The sequence below is a fragment of the Streptomyces polyasparticus genome (assembly GCF_014493765.1).
Classification (GTDB): domain Bacteria; phylum Actinomycetota; class Actinomycetes; order Streptomycetales; family Streptomycetaceae; genus Streptomyces; species Streptomyces polyasparticus.
Window position 1 is genome coordinate 192,754 of sequence record NZ_JACTVJ010000017.1, and the last position, 14,440, is coordinate 207,193.

General features: G+C 69.5%; 13 protein-coding genes, 1 tRNA gene and 1 riboswitch. Of the genes, 7 read left to right on the top strand and 7 right to left on the bottom strand.

The window, feature by feature from the left end:
• Positions 1 to 16 precede the first annotated feature (16 nt).
• The 3 genes from H9Y04_RS31470 to H9Y04_RS31480 all read right to left on the bottom strand — a co-directional run bounded on the left by H9Y04_RS31470 (position 17) and on the right by H9Y04_RS31480 (position 3,318).
• Entirely contained in the window at positions 17 to 673 is a 657-nt protein-coding gene (locus H9Y04_RS31470) for a nucleoside/nucleotide kinase family protein (protein ID WP_187817494.1), read from the bottom strand.
• Positions 660 to 1,943, bottom strand: coding sequence for an SPFH domain-containing protein (locus H9Y04_RS31475; protein ID WP_236071689.1), 1,284 nt, complete (start codon positions 1,941 to 1,943; stop codon positions 660 to 662). Before H9Y04_RS31475 ends, H9Y04_RS31470 begins: the two co-directional genes overlap by 14 nt.
• 79 nt (positions 1,944 to 2,022) lie before the next feature.
• Positions 2,023 to 3,318 carry a peptidoglycan-binding protein gene (locus H9Y04_RS31480; protein ID WP_187817495.1) on the bottom strand — a complete coding sequence of 432 codons (1,296 nt, stop codon included), beginning with the start codon at positions 3,316 to 3,318 and terminating at the stop codon, positions 2,023 to 2,025.
• A 199-nt stretch (positions 3,319 to 3,517) separates the two neighbouring features.
• Here H9Y04_RS31480 and H9Y04_RS31485 point away from each other — a divergent pair.
• The 4 genes from H9Y04_RS31485 (at position 3,518) to glxA (ending at position 8,735) form a co-directional block, all read left to right on the top strand.
• Positions 3,518 to 3,591 (top strand) — tRNA-Lys (locus H9Y04_RS31485).
• A 136-nt stretch (positions 3,592 to 3,727) separates the two neighbouring features.
• Complete coding sequence (locus tag H9Y04_RS31490) at positions 3,728 to 4,435, top strand: FadR/GntR family transcriptional regulator (protein ID WP_187817496.1); 708 nt, start codon at positions 3,728 to 3,730, stop codon at positions 4,433 to 4,435.
• A gap of 368 nt (positions 4,436 to 4,803) precedes the next feature.
• The gene (locus H9Y04_RS31495) at positions 4,804 to 6,780 is read left to right on the top strand and encodes a glycosyltransferase family 2 protein (RefSeq protein WP_187817497.1); all 1,977 of its coding nucleotides are present in this window, start codon (positions 4,804 to 4,806) and stop codon (positions 6,778 to 6,780) included.
• The gene (glxA, locus tag H9Y04_RS31500; protein ID WP_187817498.1) at positions 6,777 to 8,735 is read left to right on the top strand and encodes a radical copper oxidase GlxA; all 1,959 of its coding nucleotides are present in this window, start codon (positions 6,777 to 6,779) and stop codon (positions 8,733 to 8,735) included. The genes H9Y04_RS31495 and glxA overlap by 4 nt, the downstream gene beginning before the upstream one ends.
• Before the next feature lie 93 nt (positions 8,736 to 8,828).
• Here glxA and H9Y04_RS31505 read toward each other — a convergent pair whose 3' ends face one another.
• On the bottom strand, positions 8,829 to 9,848 hold the full coding sequence (locus H9Y04_RS31505; RefSeq protein ID WP_187817499.1) for a glycoside hydrolase family 6 protein: 1,020 nt from the start codon (positions 9,846 to 9,848) through the stop codon (positions 8,829 to 8,831).
• Positions 9,849 to 10,031: 183 nt separating this feature from the next.
• Between H9Y04_RS31505 and H9Y04_RS31510 the strand changes: the two genes are divergently transcribed.
• The 3 genes from H9Y04_RS31510 to H9Y04_RS31520 all read left to right on the top strand — a co-directional run bounded on the left by H9Y04_RS31510 (position 10,032) and on the right by H9Y04_RS31520 (position 12,340).
• Positions 10,032 to 10,802 (top strand): GAF and ANTAR domain-containing protein, encoded by a 771-nt coding sequence (locus tag H9Y04_RS31510; protein WP_187817500.1) that lies wholly within the window; start codon positions 10,032 to 10,034, stop codon positions 10,800 to 10,802.
• Between the two features lie 348 nt (positions 10,803 to 11,150).
• A riboswitch (cobalamin riboswitch) is annotated at positions 11,151 to 11,306 on the top strand.
• A gap of 34 nt (positions 11,307 to 11,340) precedes the next feature.
• Entirely contained in the window at positions 11,341 to 11,559 is a 219-nt protein-coding gene (locus H9Y04_RS31515; RefSeq protein WP_187817501.1) for a CbtB domain-containing protein, read from the top strand.
• Between the two features lie 19 nt (positions 11,560 to 11,578).
• A complete protein-coding gene (locus H9Y04_RS31520; RefSeq protein WP_187817502.1) occupies positions 11,579 to 12,340 on the top strand; it encodes a CbtA family protein in 762 nt (253 codons plus the stop codon).
• A 295-nt stretch (positions 12,341 to 12,635) separates the two neighbouring features.
• Here H9Y04_RS31520 and H9Y04_RS31525 read toward each other — a convergent pair whose 3' ends face one another.
• The 3 genes from H9Y04_RS31525 to H9Y04_RS31535 all read right to left on the bottom strand — a co-directional run bounded on the left by H9Y04_RS31525 (position 12,636) and on the right by H9Y04_RS31535 (position 14,159).
• Positions 12,636 to 12,869, bottom strand: a complete 234-nt coding sequence (locus H9Y04_RS31525; RefSeq protein WP_187817503.1) for a hypothetical protein — start codon at positions 12,867 to 12,869, stop codon at positions 12,636 to 12,638.
• A gap of 98 nt (positions 12,870 to 12,967) precedes the next feature.
• Entirely contained in the window at positions 12,968 to 13,630 is a 663-nt protein-coding gene (locus tag H9Y04_RS31530) for a class F sortase (protein WP_187817504.1), read from the bottom strand.
• Between the two features lie 4 nt (positions 13,631 to 13,634).
• Positions 13,635 to 14,159 carry a hypothetical protein gene (locus tag H9Y04_RS31535; protein WP_187817505.1) on the bottom strand — a complete coding sequence of 175 codons (525 nt, stop codon included), beginning with the start codon at positions 14,157 to 14,159 and terminating at the stop codon, positions 13,635 to 13,637.
• Positions 14,160 to 14,440: the final 281 nt, after the last annotated feature.

Consider the following 14,440-nt stretch of genomic DNA (forward strand, 5'->3'; position numbering starts at 1 on the left):
TAGACCAAGTCCCAGATTATTGCCGGGAGTTGAACATGTCCATACCAATAGTGGAGAGGATCCGGTCGGCCCGTCCCCGCGATTCCTCCACGAGTTCGCCATTGGGCCGGTCGTTCGTCCGCACCCACTCCTCGGCGCCGCTCCAGGTTCGTCCCCCGGTCAACTGCCGTTCCACCAGGCGCAGTTGACGCACATCAACCGACGCGTCGACGTACCACAGCGCACCCATCAGCTCGCGCGCCTCGCGCCAGCCGGGCAGATCGCAGCCGAGATAGTTCCCCTCGGTGACCACCAGACGGGCCCCGGCGGCGACGCGGTGGCGCGCCGCCACTGGTTCGTCCACAGTGCGGTCGAAGTCCGGTACGTAGATGTCCCGTTCGGTCTCCGCCAGCACGCGCCGCAGCAGCGCCAGATACCCGTACACGTCGAAGCTCGGCTCCGAACCCTTGCGCGCGGTGAGCCCGAGCCGTTCCAACTGGGCGTTGGAGAGGTGGAATCCGTCCAGCGGCAGATACGCGGCCCCGGCACCGATCCGCTCCACGAGGGCCCGCGCGAGCGTGGACTTCCCCGCGCCGGGCGGCCCCGCGAGACCGAGCAGGACGCGCGGCCCGGCGGCGGTCAGCCGCCAGGCGTCGGCCGCGAGGGTTTCCAGCGTGGGCTCAGCGATCTCCATGACCCGTATAGAACGCCACCGTCAGGTCCTTCACCAGGGCCTTGCGCTCGTAGTCGTCCAGTTCCACCAGACCGCGCATCGTCAGCCGGGTCACCGTGTCCTCCACCGAGTCCACCACCTGCGTCAGGACGCTCTCGCGGCGGCGGGCATCCAGGGCCGCGATCCGCCGCCGCTGCATCACCTCGGCCACCTCGGGCGCGTACTCGATCCGGGTCGGCTGCGCCGAGAACACCTCGAGCCCCGCGGGCTCCGCGTCCGCGACGAGCAGCCGGGTCAGGGCGTCGCCCACGGCCTCGGCGTTGCGCAGGGTCGGCCCGTCGCCGTGGAACGCGTCGGCCGGCAGCTGCGAGAGCACCCGCGCCATCGCCGCCTCCACGCACTCGCGCAGATACGTCTCATGGTGCTCGACCCCGAACGTCGCCCGCGCCGTGTCCTTCACCCGCCACACCACGAGCACCACCACCCGCAGCGCCGCACCCTGCGCGTCCACGGCGGGCATCGGCTCGCTGCGCCAGTGCCGCAGCCGTACGTCGACCCGGCGGCGCTTCAGGAACGGGTTGATCCACACCAGGCCGGTCCGCCGCACACTCCCCCGGTACCGCCCGAACAGCGAGACCACCCAGGCCCGTCCGGTCCGTCCGCGCCCGAGCCCGCCGAACGCGCACAGGGCCAGCGCGCCGGAGCCCGCGAGCAGCGCCCACTGCGCCGGCCCCGGCTGTGCGCCCTCGATCACCGGCAGCCGGGCGAGGTGCAGCGCGAGCGGCGGCACGAGCCCCGCCCACCACAGGCCGGCCGCGCCGCCCACGAGTCCGGCCGCCCCCGCGGCCACGGCCACGGCGCCGGACAGCGCGGAGGCCGGGCGCTCGACGAGGGTCTCGTCCACTGGCAGCACGGCCCGTGCGGACGTACGCGGCAGCGGCCTGCGCACGGCACGCGGCTGCTCCCCCGTCCCCTGCCGGGCCCGCCCCACCACGGCGGGCCGCGCGCCGACCGCGGGAGACACGGCTCCGGCCGCCGAGCCGACCCCGACCGCCGAAGCCGCACCACCGGCCGAAGCCGCACCACCGGCCGAAGCAGCGCCACCGGCCAAGGCCGCCCCACCGATCGAGGCCGCCCCACCGACCGAACCCACACCACCCACCGAGCCCGCCCCACCCACCGGCTCATCGCGGAACAGCAGATGCACCGGAATTTCCGTGGTCGCCTCGTTCTGGATCAAGCGCACCCGCTCAGGACCCACGGCCCCGGTCCCCGCTTCCGCCGACGTCATCGCACCCTCCGTACCACCGCAGCCGACACCAACCCACGCCCCACGACCCAGCAGCCCGCCGGCCCACCCGACAGCCACCTCACGAGAACAACCGCCGCCAGGTCTCCGGCCCCGGCACACCGTCGGCCGCACCGCCCCGCCACCCCTGCGCCCGCTGGAACGCCTCGACCGCGCGCCGGTCCGCCGTGCCCCAGCGCGGACCCGGCCCCTGCGCGTAGAAGCGTCCGTATCCCTTCTTGACGAGCTGCCGCCCGAGCACAGTGACGAAGTCGTTCGACTGCCCCGGCCGGAACATCCCGCGCCCCGGATACACCGGCACCCTGCGCGGCGCCCCCGGAGCGCCGGCCGCCGTGATGTCGCGGCCCTTGCCGCTCGCCAGGTACTCCCAGGTCCGCGGGCCCGGCAGCCCGTCGGCGTCCTTGCCGCGCCAGCCCTGCGCGAGCTGGAAGGCCTGGACCGCCCGCCGGTCGGCCTCGCCCCACACCGGACCGGGGCCCTGCGTGTAGTACCGCTTGCCGCCGCGCGCCACGAGCATCTTCCCGAGCTGCGTCACATACGGGCTGCGCACACCGGGCCCGAACGCCGCGCGCCCCGGATAGCGGGCGGGCGCACCGGCCGCGGCGGCCGTCAGGCCCTTGTAGCGATAGGCCGTATAGCGCTGCGCGTGGTTCCAATACGCGTACGGGGTGGCCTGTTTGCGCGTATGCGGGCGGGCCTGTTCGTAGGCGAGGTAATGCGAGCGGGTGTAATCCGTCCAGCCACCGAAAATCGTCACGTGCGAGCCCCTTTCCGGATCGGCGGGATTGTGGAACAACAGAATGTCCCCGGGCTGCAGCTGATCGCGGCTGATTCGGACGGCGAATCGGTCGAGTGTCCCTGTCCACTGATTCGAACCGAGATTCCAGGCCATCGAGACAAAGCCCGAACAGTCCTGCCGGTACCCGTCGCCCCAGTACTTCTCCAGGCTGTACGGCACCTCGGCGGCCACCCAGCTCTTGGCCCGCCTGATGATGTCGGCCCGGGTGGTGGGCCGCACCCGGGCGGCCGCCGGTGCGCCGGGTGCGCCCGGCGCCGCGGCCGTTCCGGACGGGCCGTGCAGCGGGGCGGCCGTGCCCTGCGGATGCCCGTCGGGGTCGTCGGCGGCCGGCCGGACCAGGGGGTGGGCCACGGCACAGGCGACCGAGGATCCCGCCGCGAGCAGGGTGCCCGCGGCGGTCACGGAGATCAGTGCGCTCCTGGCGCAATACGCCGCGGAAATACGGGCGGTCCGGCCGGGACGGGTACTCCCTGAGCGGAGACACCCCGCGCAGCCGCACGCACCGACCGCGGGTTCGAATTCCTCGAATGCCGGCAGTCCCGCCGCATCGGATTCCATGCGATCTACCTCACACTCGTGAATCGTTCGGGAAATCGCCGTACGCGGATCTGCATGGTCGTCAGTTTCCCAACTGCTCCCGGATATCGCATGTTGACGGTCCGAATGCTGTACGCGGCCACCCCCGCACCCCGCCCCCGCCGCCGGAGGCTGGTCGGGACCACCCCCCGGCATCCGGTAGAGTTCTCCAGGTCAGCAGGCGCCGCTAGCTCAGTTGGTTAGAGCAGCTGACTCTTAATCAGCGGGTCCGGGGTTCGAGTCCCTGGCGGCGCACAGACACGGAAAGGCCTCCACCTCGCGGTGGGGGCCTTTCTGCTGCGTACGGGCGTGCACGCACCCTGCGTACGAGCGCATCTCTTTCTCCCCGTACAGGGTCAGGACAAGCCATCCGCCGGATACGGTGACCCCCATGGCGAGCGACATACAGGAGCGCATCAAGAAGCTCATCATCGACGGGCGGCTGCCGTCGGGCGCTTCGCTGCCCACCGAGCCCGAGCTGATGGCACTCCTGGGCGTGAGTCGCAATTCCGTGCGAGAGGCGCTCAAGGCCCTCCAGGCGATGGGAATCGTGGAGATCCGGCATGGATTCGGTACCTATGTGGGACCGATGTCCGTCGCACCCATGATCGAAGGACTGACCTTCCGCACGGTCGCGGGCCACTACCGCGGCGAGGACAGCCTGTTGCAGCTCCTGGAGCTGCGCGAGGCCGTGGAGACCGGTCTGATCGCCCGCCTCGCCGGCCGTGTACCCGCCGCTGACCTGGCCGAACTCGACGCGCTCATCGAGCGGATGGAGCGCGAGGCGGCCGCGGGCGAAGTGGCCGCCGACACCGACCGCGCCTTCCACGCCACGCTCTACCGCGGCCTGGGGAACCTGCTGCTCGGCGAGGTGCTCGAGGCCTTCTGGGACGCCTTCCACCGCGTCCGCACGGACCTCGTCGACCTGCCGCAGGACCCCAAGGTGACCTGCCGCCAGCACCGGGAGATCCTCGACGCCGTTCGCTCGGGTGATGTGATCCGGGCCGAGCAGGCAATACGCGAGCACTTCGGTAACATTCGCACGAGGCTCGGCTCACCAGTCCCAACTGGCCACCCAAACCACGCGTATGACAAGTAAACACCTTGTATCGCTCTTGCGATCAAGCCAGGAATCGTAGAACCCTGGCTGGAAGATTGGGAGCCTTGGGCTTCCATGGGGCGGACGGTACGAGACAGTTGGGGGTTCTCGTCGCCGTCACCACATGAACGGGTGGTACGGGGAGGGGACCCCGACGGTGTAAGCCGGAGGGCTCCGGCCGTGAAACGGTGGGGGTCCCGTTCATGAAGCAAGGCGGGGCGGGCATCATGCAACCGGAAGGCACCTCTTCCATGTCCTAGTGACAGGTGAGGTGGCCAGCCAGTGACGCGCCTGCGGGGGTCGAGGGGGACTCCGGCGGGCGGAAGGACCGACGAACACGCAGACCAGTGCGTGCGGGGGGATGACTCATGACGTCGACGCCGACGGGCGCCCGGCCGGGCTCCGACCCGACCCAGACGACCCAGTTGCGCGTGCCATCACATCGGACGGGCGGCTTCCGGCGCATCAAGAAGACGCTGCCGAGGTACGACTACGAGCACTACAGCCGGCTCTCGGGGCCACTGACCAACCCCGATCCGAGCAAGCCCTACAAGGTGCAGTACCGGTCGCTGCTCTCGCAGGAGCCGCACCGTATAAGAGCTGCCCTCATGCTGGGCGCGGCGCCGCTGCTCTCCCTCATCCTCCTCGCCTGGCTGCTTCAGCCGGAGCACTGGACGAAGCGGGACTACGTTCCGAACGCGTATCTGGAGCACCTCGACCTCGTCATGCTGGTCTCGATCGGCCTGATCGAGTTCTTCCGCTGCATGAACGTGCTGTCCAACGCGCATGCCACGCTCGTCGCCCGTGACCCGATCCCGGTGGTTCCCGAGACCGGGACGCGCGTCGCGTTCCTCACCTCGTTCGTGCCCGGCAAGGAGCCGATCGAGATGGTGACCAAGACCCTGGAGGCCGCGGTCAAGCTGCGCCACCGCGGTCTGCTGCACATCTGGCTGCTCGACGAGGGCGACGACCCGGAGGTCAAGGAGGTGTGCGCCCGGCTCGGCGTGCACCACTTCTCCCGCAAGGGCATCGCCAAGTGGAACCAGAAGAAGGGTCCGCACCGCGCCAAGACCAAGCACGGCAACTACAACGCCTGGCTGGACGCGCACGGCGACGACTACGACTACTTCGCCTCCGTGGACACCGACCACGTGCCGATGCCCAACTACCTGGAGCGGATGCTCGGCTTCTTCCGCGACCCGGACGTCGGCTTCGTCATCGGCCCGCAGGTGTACGGCAACTACGACTCGTTCGTCACGAAGGCCGCCGAGTCCCAGCAGTTCCTCTTCCACGCGCTGATCCAGCGCGCGGGCAACGCGTACGGTGCGCCGATGTTCGTCGGCACCTCGAACGCCGTGCGGATCAGCGCCCTCAAGCAGATCGGCGGTCTGTACGACTCGATCACCGAGGACATGGCGACCGGCTTCGAGATCCACCGCCACCGCAACCCGAAGACGGGGAAGAAGTGGCGCTCGGTCTACACGCCGGACGTGCTCGCCGTCGGTGAGGGCCCGAGCGCCTGGACGGACTTCTTCACGCAGCAGATGCGCTGGTCGCGCGGTACGTACGAGACGATCCTCAAGCAGTACTGGAAGGGCTGGTACTCGCTTCCGCCGACCAAGCTCTTCAACTACACGATGATGATCATCTTCTACCCGATGTCGGCCCTGAACTGGATCCTGGCGGCGCTGAGCTGTGCGCTGTTCCTGGGCCTGGGCGCCTCGGGCGTGAACATCGATCCGACGATCTGGCTGATGCTCTACGGCAACGCCTCGGCGCTGCAGATCGGCCTGTACATCTGGAACCGCCGGCACAACGTCTCGCCGCACGAGCCCGAGGGCTCCGGCGGTGTGGCCGGCATGGTGATGTCCGCGCTGTCCGCGCCGCTGTACGCGAAGGCGCTGATCGACTCGGTGCTTCGGCGCAAGTCCAAGTTCGTGGTCACGCCGAAGGGCGACTCGGCGTCCCCCGACCGCTGGTTCGGGACCTTCCGCTACCACTGGTACTTCATCTTGATCTTCGGCGGCTCGATCGGTGCCGGGTTCTATTACGGGCACGCCCACCCGGCCATGATCATCTGGGGTGTGATCGCGATGCTGATCACCGCCACGCCCATCCTCGTATGGCGCTGGCAGCTCCGCCAGGACAAGAAGAAGCCCAAGTCCGGTGCTCAGGGAAGCGGTTCGGGCGACGGTACGTCCGCGCCGCAGCAGGCAGCGGTGCCGCCCCAGGCAGCCGCTCCGCACCACCAGGGCAGGCCCAGCTGGGCCGACGCCGAGCGTCCCGCTCGGACCGGACGCCCGGACGAAACCATGCAGATCGCCCTTGGGGGACGTAAGAAATGACCGTCGGCTCCACGCCGGTGAAGCACACCCGCCGCCGCGCCCGCCGCATAGCGATAGGCGCGGCGGTGGTGCTTGCGCTCGCCGGGATGAACGGGCCCGCGCTGTGGCGCTTCGGCTCGGATCAGTACCACCAGTACAAGATCAACAGACCCGAGTACAAAGCCGACAACGGCAAGTGGGACATCGTCGAACTTCCCGACGAGTACAAGCTCAACACGATCCACGCCGCGCTCCTGCACACCGGCAAGGTGCTGCTCGTCGCGGGCTCGGGGAACAACCAGAAGAACTTCGACGCGAAGAAGTTCGACACCGTCCTGTGGGACCCGGTCGAGAACACCTTCAAGAAGATCCCCACCCCCAACGACCTGTTCTGCACGGGGCACACCCAGCTCCCGGACGGCAAGCTCCTGGTCGCCGGCGGCACCAAGTCGTACGAGAAGCTCAAGGGCGATGTGACCAAGGCCGGCGGCCTGATGATCGTCCACAACGAGAACCCGGACAAGCCGATCACCCTGCCCAAGGGCACCAAGCTCACGGGCAAGGAGAACGGCAAGACGTTCGTCCTCACCGAGTCGATCTCCGTCGAGCGCGCCACGAAGCAGTTCGACAAGGCGACCGGCAAGTTCCTCGGCAACAAGGCGGGCATCGAGCGCGTCTACGTCGAGGCCGCGAAGAGCGGCAAGAAGTACGAGACCGGCACCGAGGACAACTACAAGGTCGAGGGCCTCTCGGCCGCCGACGCCAAGAACACCTACGGCATCGCGCAGAAGCTCGCCCTCGACAAGAAGGACTTCCAGGGCATCGACGACGCCTATGAGTTCGACCCGGTGGCCGAGGAGTACATCAAGGTCGACCCGATGAACGAGGCGCGCTGGTACCCCACGCTGACCACGCTCGAGGACGGCCGGATCCTCGCCCTTTCGGGCCTGGACGACATCGGCCAGGTCGTGCCCGGCAACCGTAACGAGGTCTACAACCCGAAGACGAAGAAGTGGAGTTACGTCAAGCAGGAGCGGCAGTTCCCGACGTACCCCGCGATCTTCCTGCTGCCCAACGGCAAGCTCTTCTACTCGGGCGCCAACGCCGGTTACGGCCCGGACGACGTCGGCCGCGACCCGGGCATCTGGGATTTCGACACCAATGACTTCACCAAGCTGAAGGGTCTGTCCGACCCGAAGCTGATGGAGACGGCCGGCACGGTGTGGCTGCCGCCCGCGCAGGACGAGAAGTTCATGGTCGTCGGCGGTGGCGGTGTCGGTGAGTCGGAGCAGTCCAGCGACAAGACCCGGATCATCGATCTCAGCGAGGACAACCCGGAGTTCAAGGACGGGCCCTCCTTCGACAAGGGCACCCGCTATCCGCAGTCCTCGGTCCTGCCCGACGACAGCGTGCTGATCTCCGGCGGCTCCGAGGACTACCGCGGCCGCAGTGACTCCAACATCCTCGAAGCGCGGATGTACGACGCGCAGACCGGCGAGATGCGCAAGGTCGCCGACCCGCTGGTGGGCCGCAACTACCACTCGGGCTCGCTGCTGCTGCCCGACGGACGCGTGGTGTTCTTCGGCTCGGACTCGCTGTACGCGGACGAGGGCAACACCAAGCCGGGCACGTTCGAGCAGCGTCTGGAGATCTACACCCCGCCGTATCTCTACCAGGGCTCGCAGCCCTCGCTGAGCGGCGGCCCCGACTCCATCGAGCGCGGTGAGTCGGCCACCTTCAAGACGCAGCACACCTCGTCGATCAAGAACGCCCGGCTGATCAGGCCGAGCGCGTCCACGCATGTCACGGACATCGACCAGCGCTCGATCGCCTTGGACGTGAAGAAGGGCAAGGACAGCGTCACGGTGACGGTCCCGGAGAACAAGAACCTGGTGCAGCCGGGCTGGTACATGCTGTTCGTCACGGACGACCAGGGTGTGCCGAGCGAGGCGCAGTGGGTGGAGATCCCCGAGTAGGTCCCGGCGTTACGTGATCGAGGGCGCCCCCCGGCTCGGGGGGCGCCCTCAATTTCTTTACCGGGCAGGTCACTTGGTGACCCGCCGTGTGAGCTACTTGGCGTTCTTGGCCAGCTCCAGCGCATACTCCGGCCACCATTCGCCGGCCTTGGGGCCGCCGCGGCACTCGCCGTCCGACTCACCGGGGCGCTTGATCCACAGGTAGGCGTCGACCCGTTCGTCGGCCGTGTCCACCGTGGGCGCCTCGCCGAGCGCACGGCCCGGCGGATTGCACCAGGCCTCCTTGTCGTCCGACTGCCACACACCGTTGCCGTTGCGGCTGGTGTCGATGACGAACGGCTTGGCGCCCACCTTGTCCGAGAGCTGCTTGCCGAACTCGATGGACTCCTGGGTGGTGAAGTAGTTCGACACGTTCACCGCGAACCCGTCGGCCTTGTCGATACCCGCCCGCTTCAGCGGGTCGTAGAAGGCATCGGGGCCGGACGAGCCAGGGTTGCCGCCGTCGATGTACACCTTGGTGTTCTTCAGCGTGTGCAGCTTGTCGATGGCGCCCTTGAGCAGGTCGTAGCGCTCCTCGTGGAACTCCGGCGGTGTGCAGCCGTCCACGACGTGCAGCAGGGCGTCCGGCTCGAGGATGACGGTGGCCTTGCGGTCCTCGATGCCCTTGGCGACCTCGTCGATGAAGGCACGGTACGCATCCCCGTCGGCGGCACCGCCCCCGGAGTACTGATCGCAGTCGCGGTGCGGGATGTTGTAGAGCACCAGGACCGCCTCGCGGTCGGCCTGCTCGGCCGCCTCCGTGACATCGCGCGCCTGGTCCTGCGCCTTCTCCGGCACGAGCCACTCGCCCGTCGGCTGCTCGGCGATCTTCCTGATCAGCTCGGCGTCCGACTTCTTGCTCTCTTCCGTGTACGTCTGCAGCTGCTTGGCCGCGTTCGTATCGGGATTGACCCAGTACGGGTCCTTGTCCTTCGGCTGCTGCTTGGCACTGCTCGAAGGATTGTCAGGGTCCTTGTCACCGTCCGACGAGCAGCCGGTCAGAAGCAGCGCCGCCCCCACGAACGCCACACCCGTCTTCACCGCCCCTCGGAACGTCGCGGAACTGCGGTACATCCACTCCCCCTTGGGTGCACTGTCGGAGACTCAATCCTGACATAGGTGCCGCAAGAGTCACGAGGGGCGTCTGCCCTGGCCGCCCGCTTCGTGGACGAGCTGTTACGCGGTCTCGAAAGTGACGTGTTACTGCTGACGGGACTGGGGTAGGCGCGCAGCGACCGGCAGACAAGGGGAGGCCCGATGAACGAGACAGGGAGAGATCTGCGACTTGCCAGGGATCTGCGCCTGGCCGGGGCTCTCGTCGCGGTGGCCGACACCCTGGACGACTCCTTCAGCCTGCCCGCGTATCTGCAGCGCTTCGCCGACCAATGCGTCGCGGTGCTCGGCGCGGACGCCGCGGGCATCCTCCTCGTCGGCGCCGATGCCCAGGTCTCCATCGTCACCAGCAGCGACCCGCGCGGCCGGATACGCGGACTCCTGGAGATCCAGCACCAGGGCGGCCCCTGCCTCGACGCCTGCGCCTCGGGCGAGGCGGTGCCGCCGACGCGGCTCGCAGGGCTCGAAGCGGCCGAGCGCTGGCCGCACTTGACGGAGCGGGCCCTGCACGACGGGATGACCATGACGTGCGCGGTGCCGCTGCGCCGCGGCGAGACCCTGATCGGCGCGCTGAACCTCTTCTGCAACGGCCGGCCCGAGCACCACCGCATCCCGCTGGAGCTGGCCCAGCTGCTCGCCGACGCGGCGGCGATCGGTCTGGTGCACCGGCAGATGTACGAGAACTGCGGAGCGCTCACACGGCAGTTGCAGTCCGCGCTGTCCAGCAGGATCCGGATCGAACAGGCCAAGGGGCTGCTCGCCGAGCGCTGGGGCGTCAAGGTGGACGCCGCGTTCACGGCGCTGCGGGCGCACGCCCGGCGGACACGGCGGCCGATCGACGCCATCGCCCAGGAAGTGATCGACGGGCTGATCGACGACGCGGCTCTCGAGCCGGACCGCCCGTCACGCTGGTGAGGAGCGTCCCCAACTGCGTGCCTTGCCCAGCGAGTTGACGGACATTCGACTCTGGGCGAGCCGGTGCTTCCGTTCTAGAGTAGGGGCCAACGGCCCCAGCCCCCGGCCTTCAGCGACGCCCCCGTGCCCGGCTCCCCCGGTCCCGGGCGTCCGTCACAGCGCCACCCCGTCATGGGGCGGCTGCCTTTCCAGACCTCCCGTGCCGGCGCCGGGTTTCTCCCGCAGCCCGCGCGCGCACGGTCGAGGACCGGCCCGGCCGGCGGCTCCGGGGGGAGCGGGCCACCGGCCGGGACCGGTACGTCCGCGGGTGATGGCCTGATGCGCGGTTGACAGTTCTCCCCTCGAGTTGGGACTCTCCGGACGACAAGTCCATACATCGAGGCGACGGTTGACAGGAACCCGGTGCGAACCCGGGACGGTCCCGCCACTGTGACCGCGTACACGCTGCGTATCCACGCAGCGCGTGCGCGGAAGTCAGGAACTGACCCGTCGTCCTCCTGCCTTGGGGCGTGGAAACCCCGGAAGGAGACCCACCCGGATGTCCCTGCACTCGGCACAGCACCCGAGCACGACGGCCGCCCAGGACGCGACGACCAGCACGCGTGACTGGCTGATCGCCTCCGCGGCCGCGATCGTGGCGATCATCGCCCTGTATGCGGTGTTCTTCGACAACGGCACGCTGATCTCGGCGACCGGCGACTATCTGCACGAGTTCGCTCACGACGGACGGCACCTCTTCGGCGCCCCCTGCCACTGATCGGGGACCGAAGCACATCATGTCGACTCCTGTACTCCCCCTGCTCGGACGCGGTCTTGCGGCAGGAGGAGCGGCGGGCCTCGCGGCCGGCCTCTTCTCACTGCTGCTCGCCGAGCCGCTGATGGACCGGGCGATCCGGCTCGAAGAGGCGCGCTCCCATGAGCACGCCGACGCGGGCGCGGCCGCCGTCCAGCACCACGAGGAGCTCTTCACGCGCTCCACGCAGCACTTCGGCCTGGTCGTCACCTCCGTGGTGTTCGGCCTGGCACTCGGCATCCTCTTCGCGATCGCCTACGCGCTCGTGCACCGCCGCGACCCCGCCGCCTCGCCGTGGCCGCGCGCGCTGCTCTTCGCCGGCGGGGCCTTCCTCGCGGTCTCGCTCCTGCCGGCCCTGCGCTATCCGGCCAACCCGCCGGGCGTGGGCGACTCGTCCACCGTCGCCAACCGCCAGGGTCTGTGGCTGGCCGCCGTCGTCATCGGCGTGCTCGGCATGTTCCTGGTCTGGCAGGTGTACGTACGGCTCGCGGGCCGCAGCGTTCCGGTACGCCAGGTCGCGGCGGGCGTGACGGGGGTCGCGGTCCTCGCGGTCCTGTTCGCCCTGCCGGGCAACCCGGACGAAGTCCCCGTATCCGCCACGCTGTTGTGGGACTTCCGCATCCTGTCGATCGCCTCGCACGCGCTGCTCTGGGCGGTGTTCGGGATGGTCTTCGGGGCGTTGGGGCTGCGGGCGCTCGCCGGGGCCAGGGCACCTTCGGCGGGACAGCCCGTCCCTCTTCAGTGAGGCCCGCGTCAAGCACACCTTGATCGGCCTGGACGGTCCGACGCCCCACACGATCACTCCGGTCGTATGGGGCGTCGGACCGCCCTCCCCCACCACGTGATCGGCATCAGCTGCATCGACGTCTTCCTCGGCCCGGACGTCGGCGGGGGCGAACACCACGCCACCGCCGCCACATCGCCCGGGACGTGGGCTGCCCGGTGGCTTGTCTGCCGGGGCTGACGATGCGGCGGATCGCCGGCCGCTACGCGGTGCGACGACGACCTGGCCGACGGGGCCACTCGGATCGCGCGATCGATCAGTGCTCCGGCCGAAGCCGCTGACGAGCAGCCTCAAGCCGCTGGTCGTAGTCAGGCGCGAACAGCGCGGGAAGGGTCTTGTCGAGTGTTCCGGCGATTCGACGGATCGGTGCCCAGACCGCCGGATCGTCGACAACGCGGCTGAGGTCCGTCATCTGGAGCTTCTCCAGCCAGTGCGACAGCACCAGAGCCTCGTCACTCGTGAGCTTGATCGTGACCTGGCTGTCACTCATGCACACCCCTCCGGCTCGGCCCGCCCTCGACTGCACGCTACTGGCCTTGGACCTTGACCGAACACCTGGAGTCCGAAAGAAACGCTCCAAGCCTGCGGTCAGGGCCCCTTGCCGGTCAGGAAGGCCGACACCACCACATTCGACGAGTACGTCTTCGTGGCCCGGTCGAAGGTGCCGCCGCAGGTGATGAGCCGCAGCTCGGCCCGGTCGTCCTGGCGCGCTCCGTATGCCTTGTGCGGGTCGAACCCGGCGCGTTCGTGGACCGCGACCTCTTCGACGGTGAACTCGGCGATCGAGCCGTCGGAGCGGACCACACGGACCTTCTCACCGGGCTTGAGCGTGCTCAGGTTGTAGAACACGGCGGGCCGCGACTCGGTGTCCACATGCCCGACGAACAGCGCCGTGCCCTTCGCGCCCGGCTTCACCCCGGCCCCGTACCAGCCGACGACTCCGGCCTGGTCGTACGGCGGCGGCGCGATCGCGCCCTCGCTGTCGAGCCCGCGCTTGATCACCGGGGCCTGCACCCCTATGGCGGGGATGTCCACACGGTGGGGGCCCGCGTCGCCCAACGGCTTGATCGCGGGCGGGAGATCGACGGCGACCAGCGGACGGCCGACGGCCGCGACATCACCGGTCGCGGTGGAACCGCCGCCCGGCACCCCGGCGATCTCACGGCCCCACAGCCACAGGCCGATCAGCAGCACGGCCCAGGCGATCCCGGTGAGCAGCCGCCCGCTCCCTGACGAACGGTCGTGCGCCATGGGGCTATGCGCCGCCTCGACGCCGGCGCACGAGGCGCCCGGCGACGGCGAGACCGGCGGCCGTCGCGAGCAGCAGCCCGATCAGGGCGTGCCGCCAGCCGGGGCCCGTGCTCGGCTGCTCGGCGCTCAGGGAGGCCATACCGCCGCCGCCCGCGCGGATCGGGGCGGTGGGGGTCGGGGTGGTCTCCTTGACGACGGTGACGGTGCCCTTGGCCTTGCCGTCCTTGCCGTCGCAGGTGACGGAGACGTCGTACGTGCCGGGCATCGCCGTCGACCGGATCATCGCCTCACCGCTCAGCGCGTACCCGGCGCCGTCGCGCCCGGTGAGGGCACCGTCGGCGACGAACACCTCCGACTTGGCCGCCCCGGTCGTCCCGTCACACCCGGTGACGTTCAGCTCGACCTGAGCACCCGGCGTGACGGTGCCTGGCGTGACCTTGACGGTGCCGTCCGCGGCGAGCGCGGGCGTGGTGAGCGCGAGGGCGGCGACAGTGGCGCACAGAGTGAGCCTGACCCGGGCTGAGGGCATGGTGGACCTCCTGCGTCGAGCGTGACGCGGGGAGGCCCGGGGTGCATGCGGGTGTGGGCCGAACGGGTCACTCAGCCCCGCCGGCGCTTGAGGCGATCCGAACGAAGTTCGGATGCGGGGGTCCGGGGGCGAAGCCCTCGGTTTCGGGAAGGGGCGGGGCGGGGAGAAAGGCCCGCCGCAGGCGCCCCCACCCGCACCCGAAGACGCCCCGCACCCTCAGACCACCCGCACCCGAAGACGCCCCGCACCCTCAGACCACCCGCGCACGAAGACGCCCCGCA

Coding starts and splice junctions, on each gene's coding strand:
- H9Y04_RS31470 (WP_187817494.1), bottom strand. CDS start 673: ATGGAGATCGCTGAGCCCACGCTGGAAACCCTCGCGGCCGACGCCTGG.
- H9Y04_RS31475 (WP_236071689.1), bottom strand. CDS start 1,943: ATGACGTCGGCGGAAGCGGGGACCGGGGCCGTGGGTCCTGAGCGGGTG.
- H9Y04_RS31480 (WP_187817495.1), bottom strand. CDS start 3,318: ATGGAATCCGATGCGGCGGGACTGCCGGCATTCGAGGAATTCGAACCC.
- H9Y04_RS31490 (WP_187817496.1), top strand. CDS start 3,728: ATGGCGAGCGACATACAGGAGCGCATCAAGAAGCTCATCATCGACGGG.
- H9Y04_RS31495 (WP_187817497.1), top strand. CDS start 4,804: ATGACGTCGACGCCGACGGGCGCCCGGCCGGGCTCCGACCCGACCCAG.
- glxA (WP_187817498.1), top strand. CDS start 6,777: ATGACCGTCGGCTCCACGCCGGTGAAGCACACCCGCCGCCGCGCCCGC.
- H9Y04_RS31505 (WP_187817499.1), bottom strand. CDS start 9,848: ATGTACCGCAGTTCCGCGACGTTCCGAGGGGCGGTGAAGACGGGTGTG.
- H9Y04_RS31510 (WP_187817500.1), top strand. CDS start 10,032: ATGAACGAGACAGGGAGAGATCTGCGACTTGCCAGGGATCTGCGCCTG.
- H9Y04_RS31515 (WP_187817501.1), top strand. CDS start 11,341: ATGTCCCTGCACTCGGCACAGCACCCGAGCACGACGGCCGCCCAGGAC.
- H9Y04_RS31520 (WP_187817502.1), top strand. CDS start 11,579: ATGTCGACTCCTGTACTCCCCCTGCTCGGACGCGGTCTTGCGGCAGGA.
- H9Y04_RS31525 (WP_187817503.1), bottom strand. CDS start 12,869: ATGAGTGACAGCCAGGTCACGATCAAGCTCACGAGTGACGAGGCTCTG.
- H9Y04_RS31530 (WP_187817504.1), bottom strand. CDS start 13,630: ATGGCGCACGACCGTTCGTCAGGGAGCGGGCGGCTGCTCACCGGGATC.
- H9Y04_RS31535 (WP_187817505.1), bottom strand. CDS start 14,159: ATGCCCTCAGCCCGGGTCAGGCTCACTCTGTGCGCCACTGTCGCCGCC.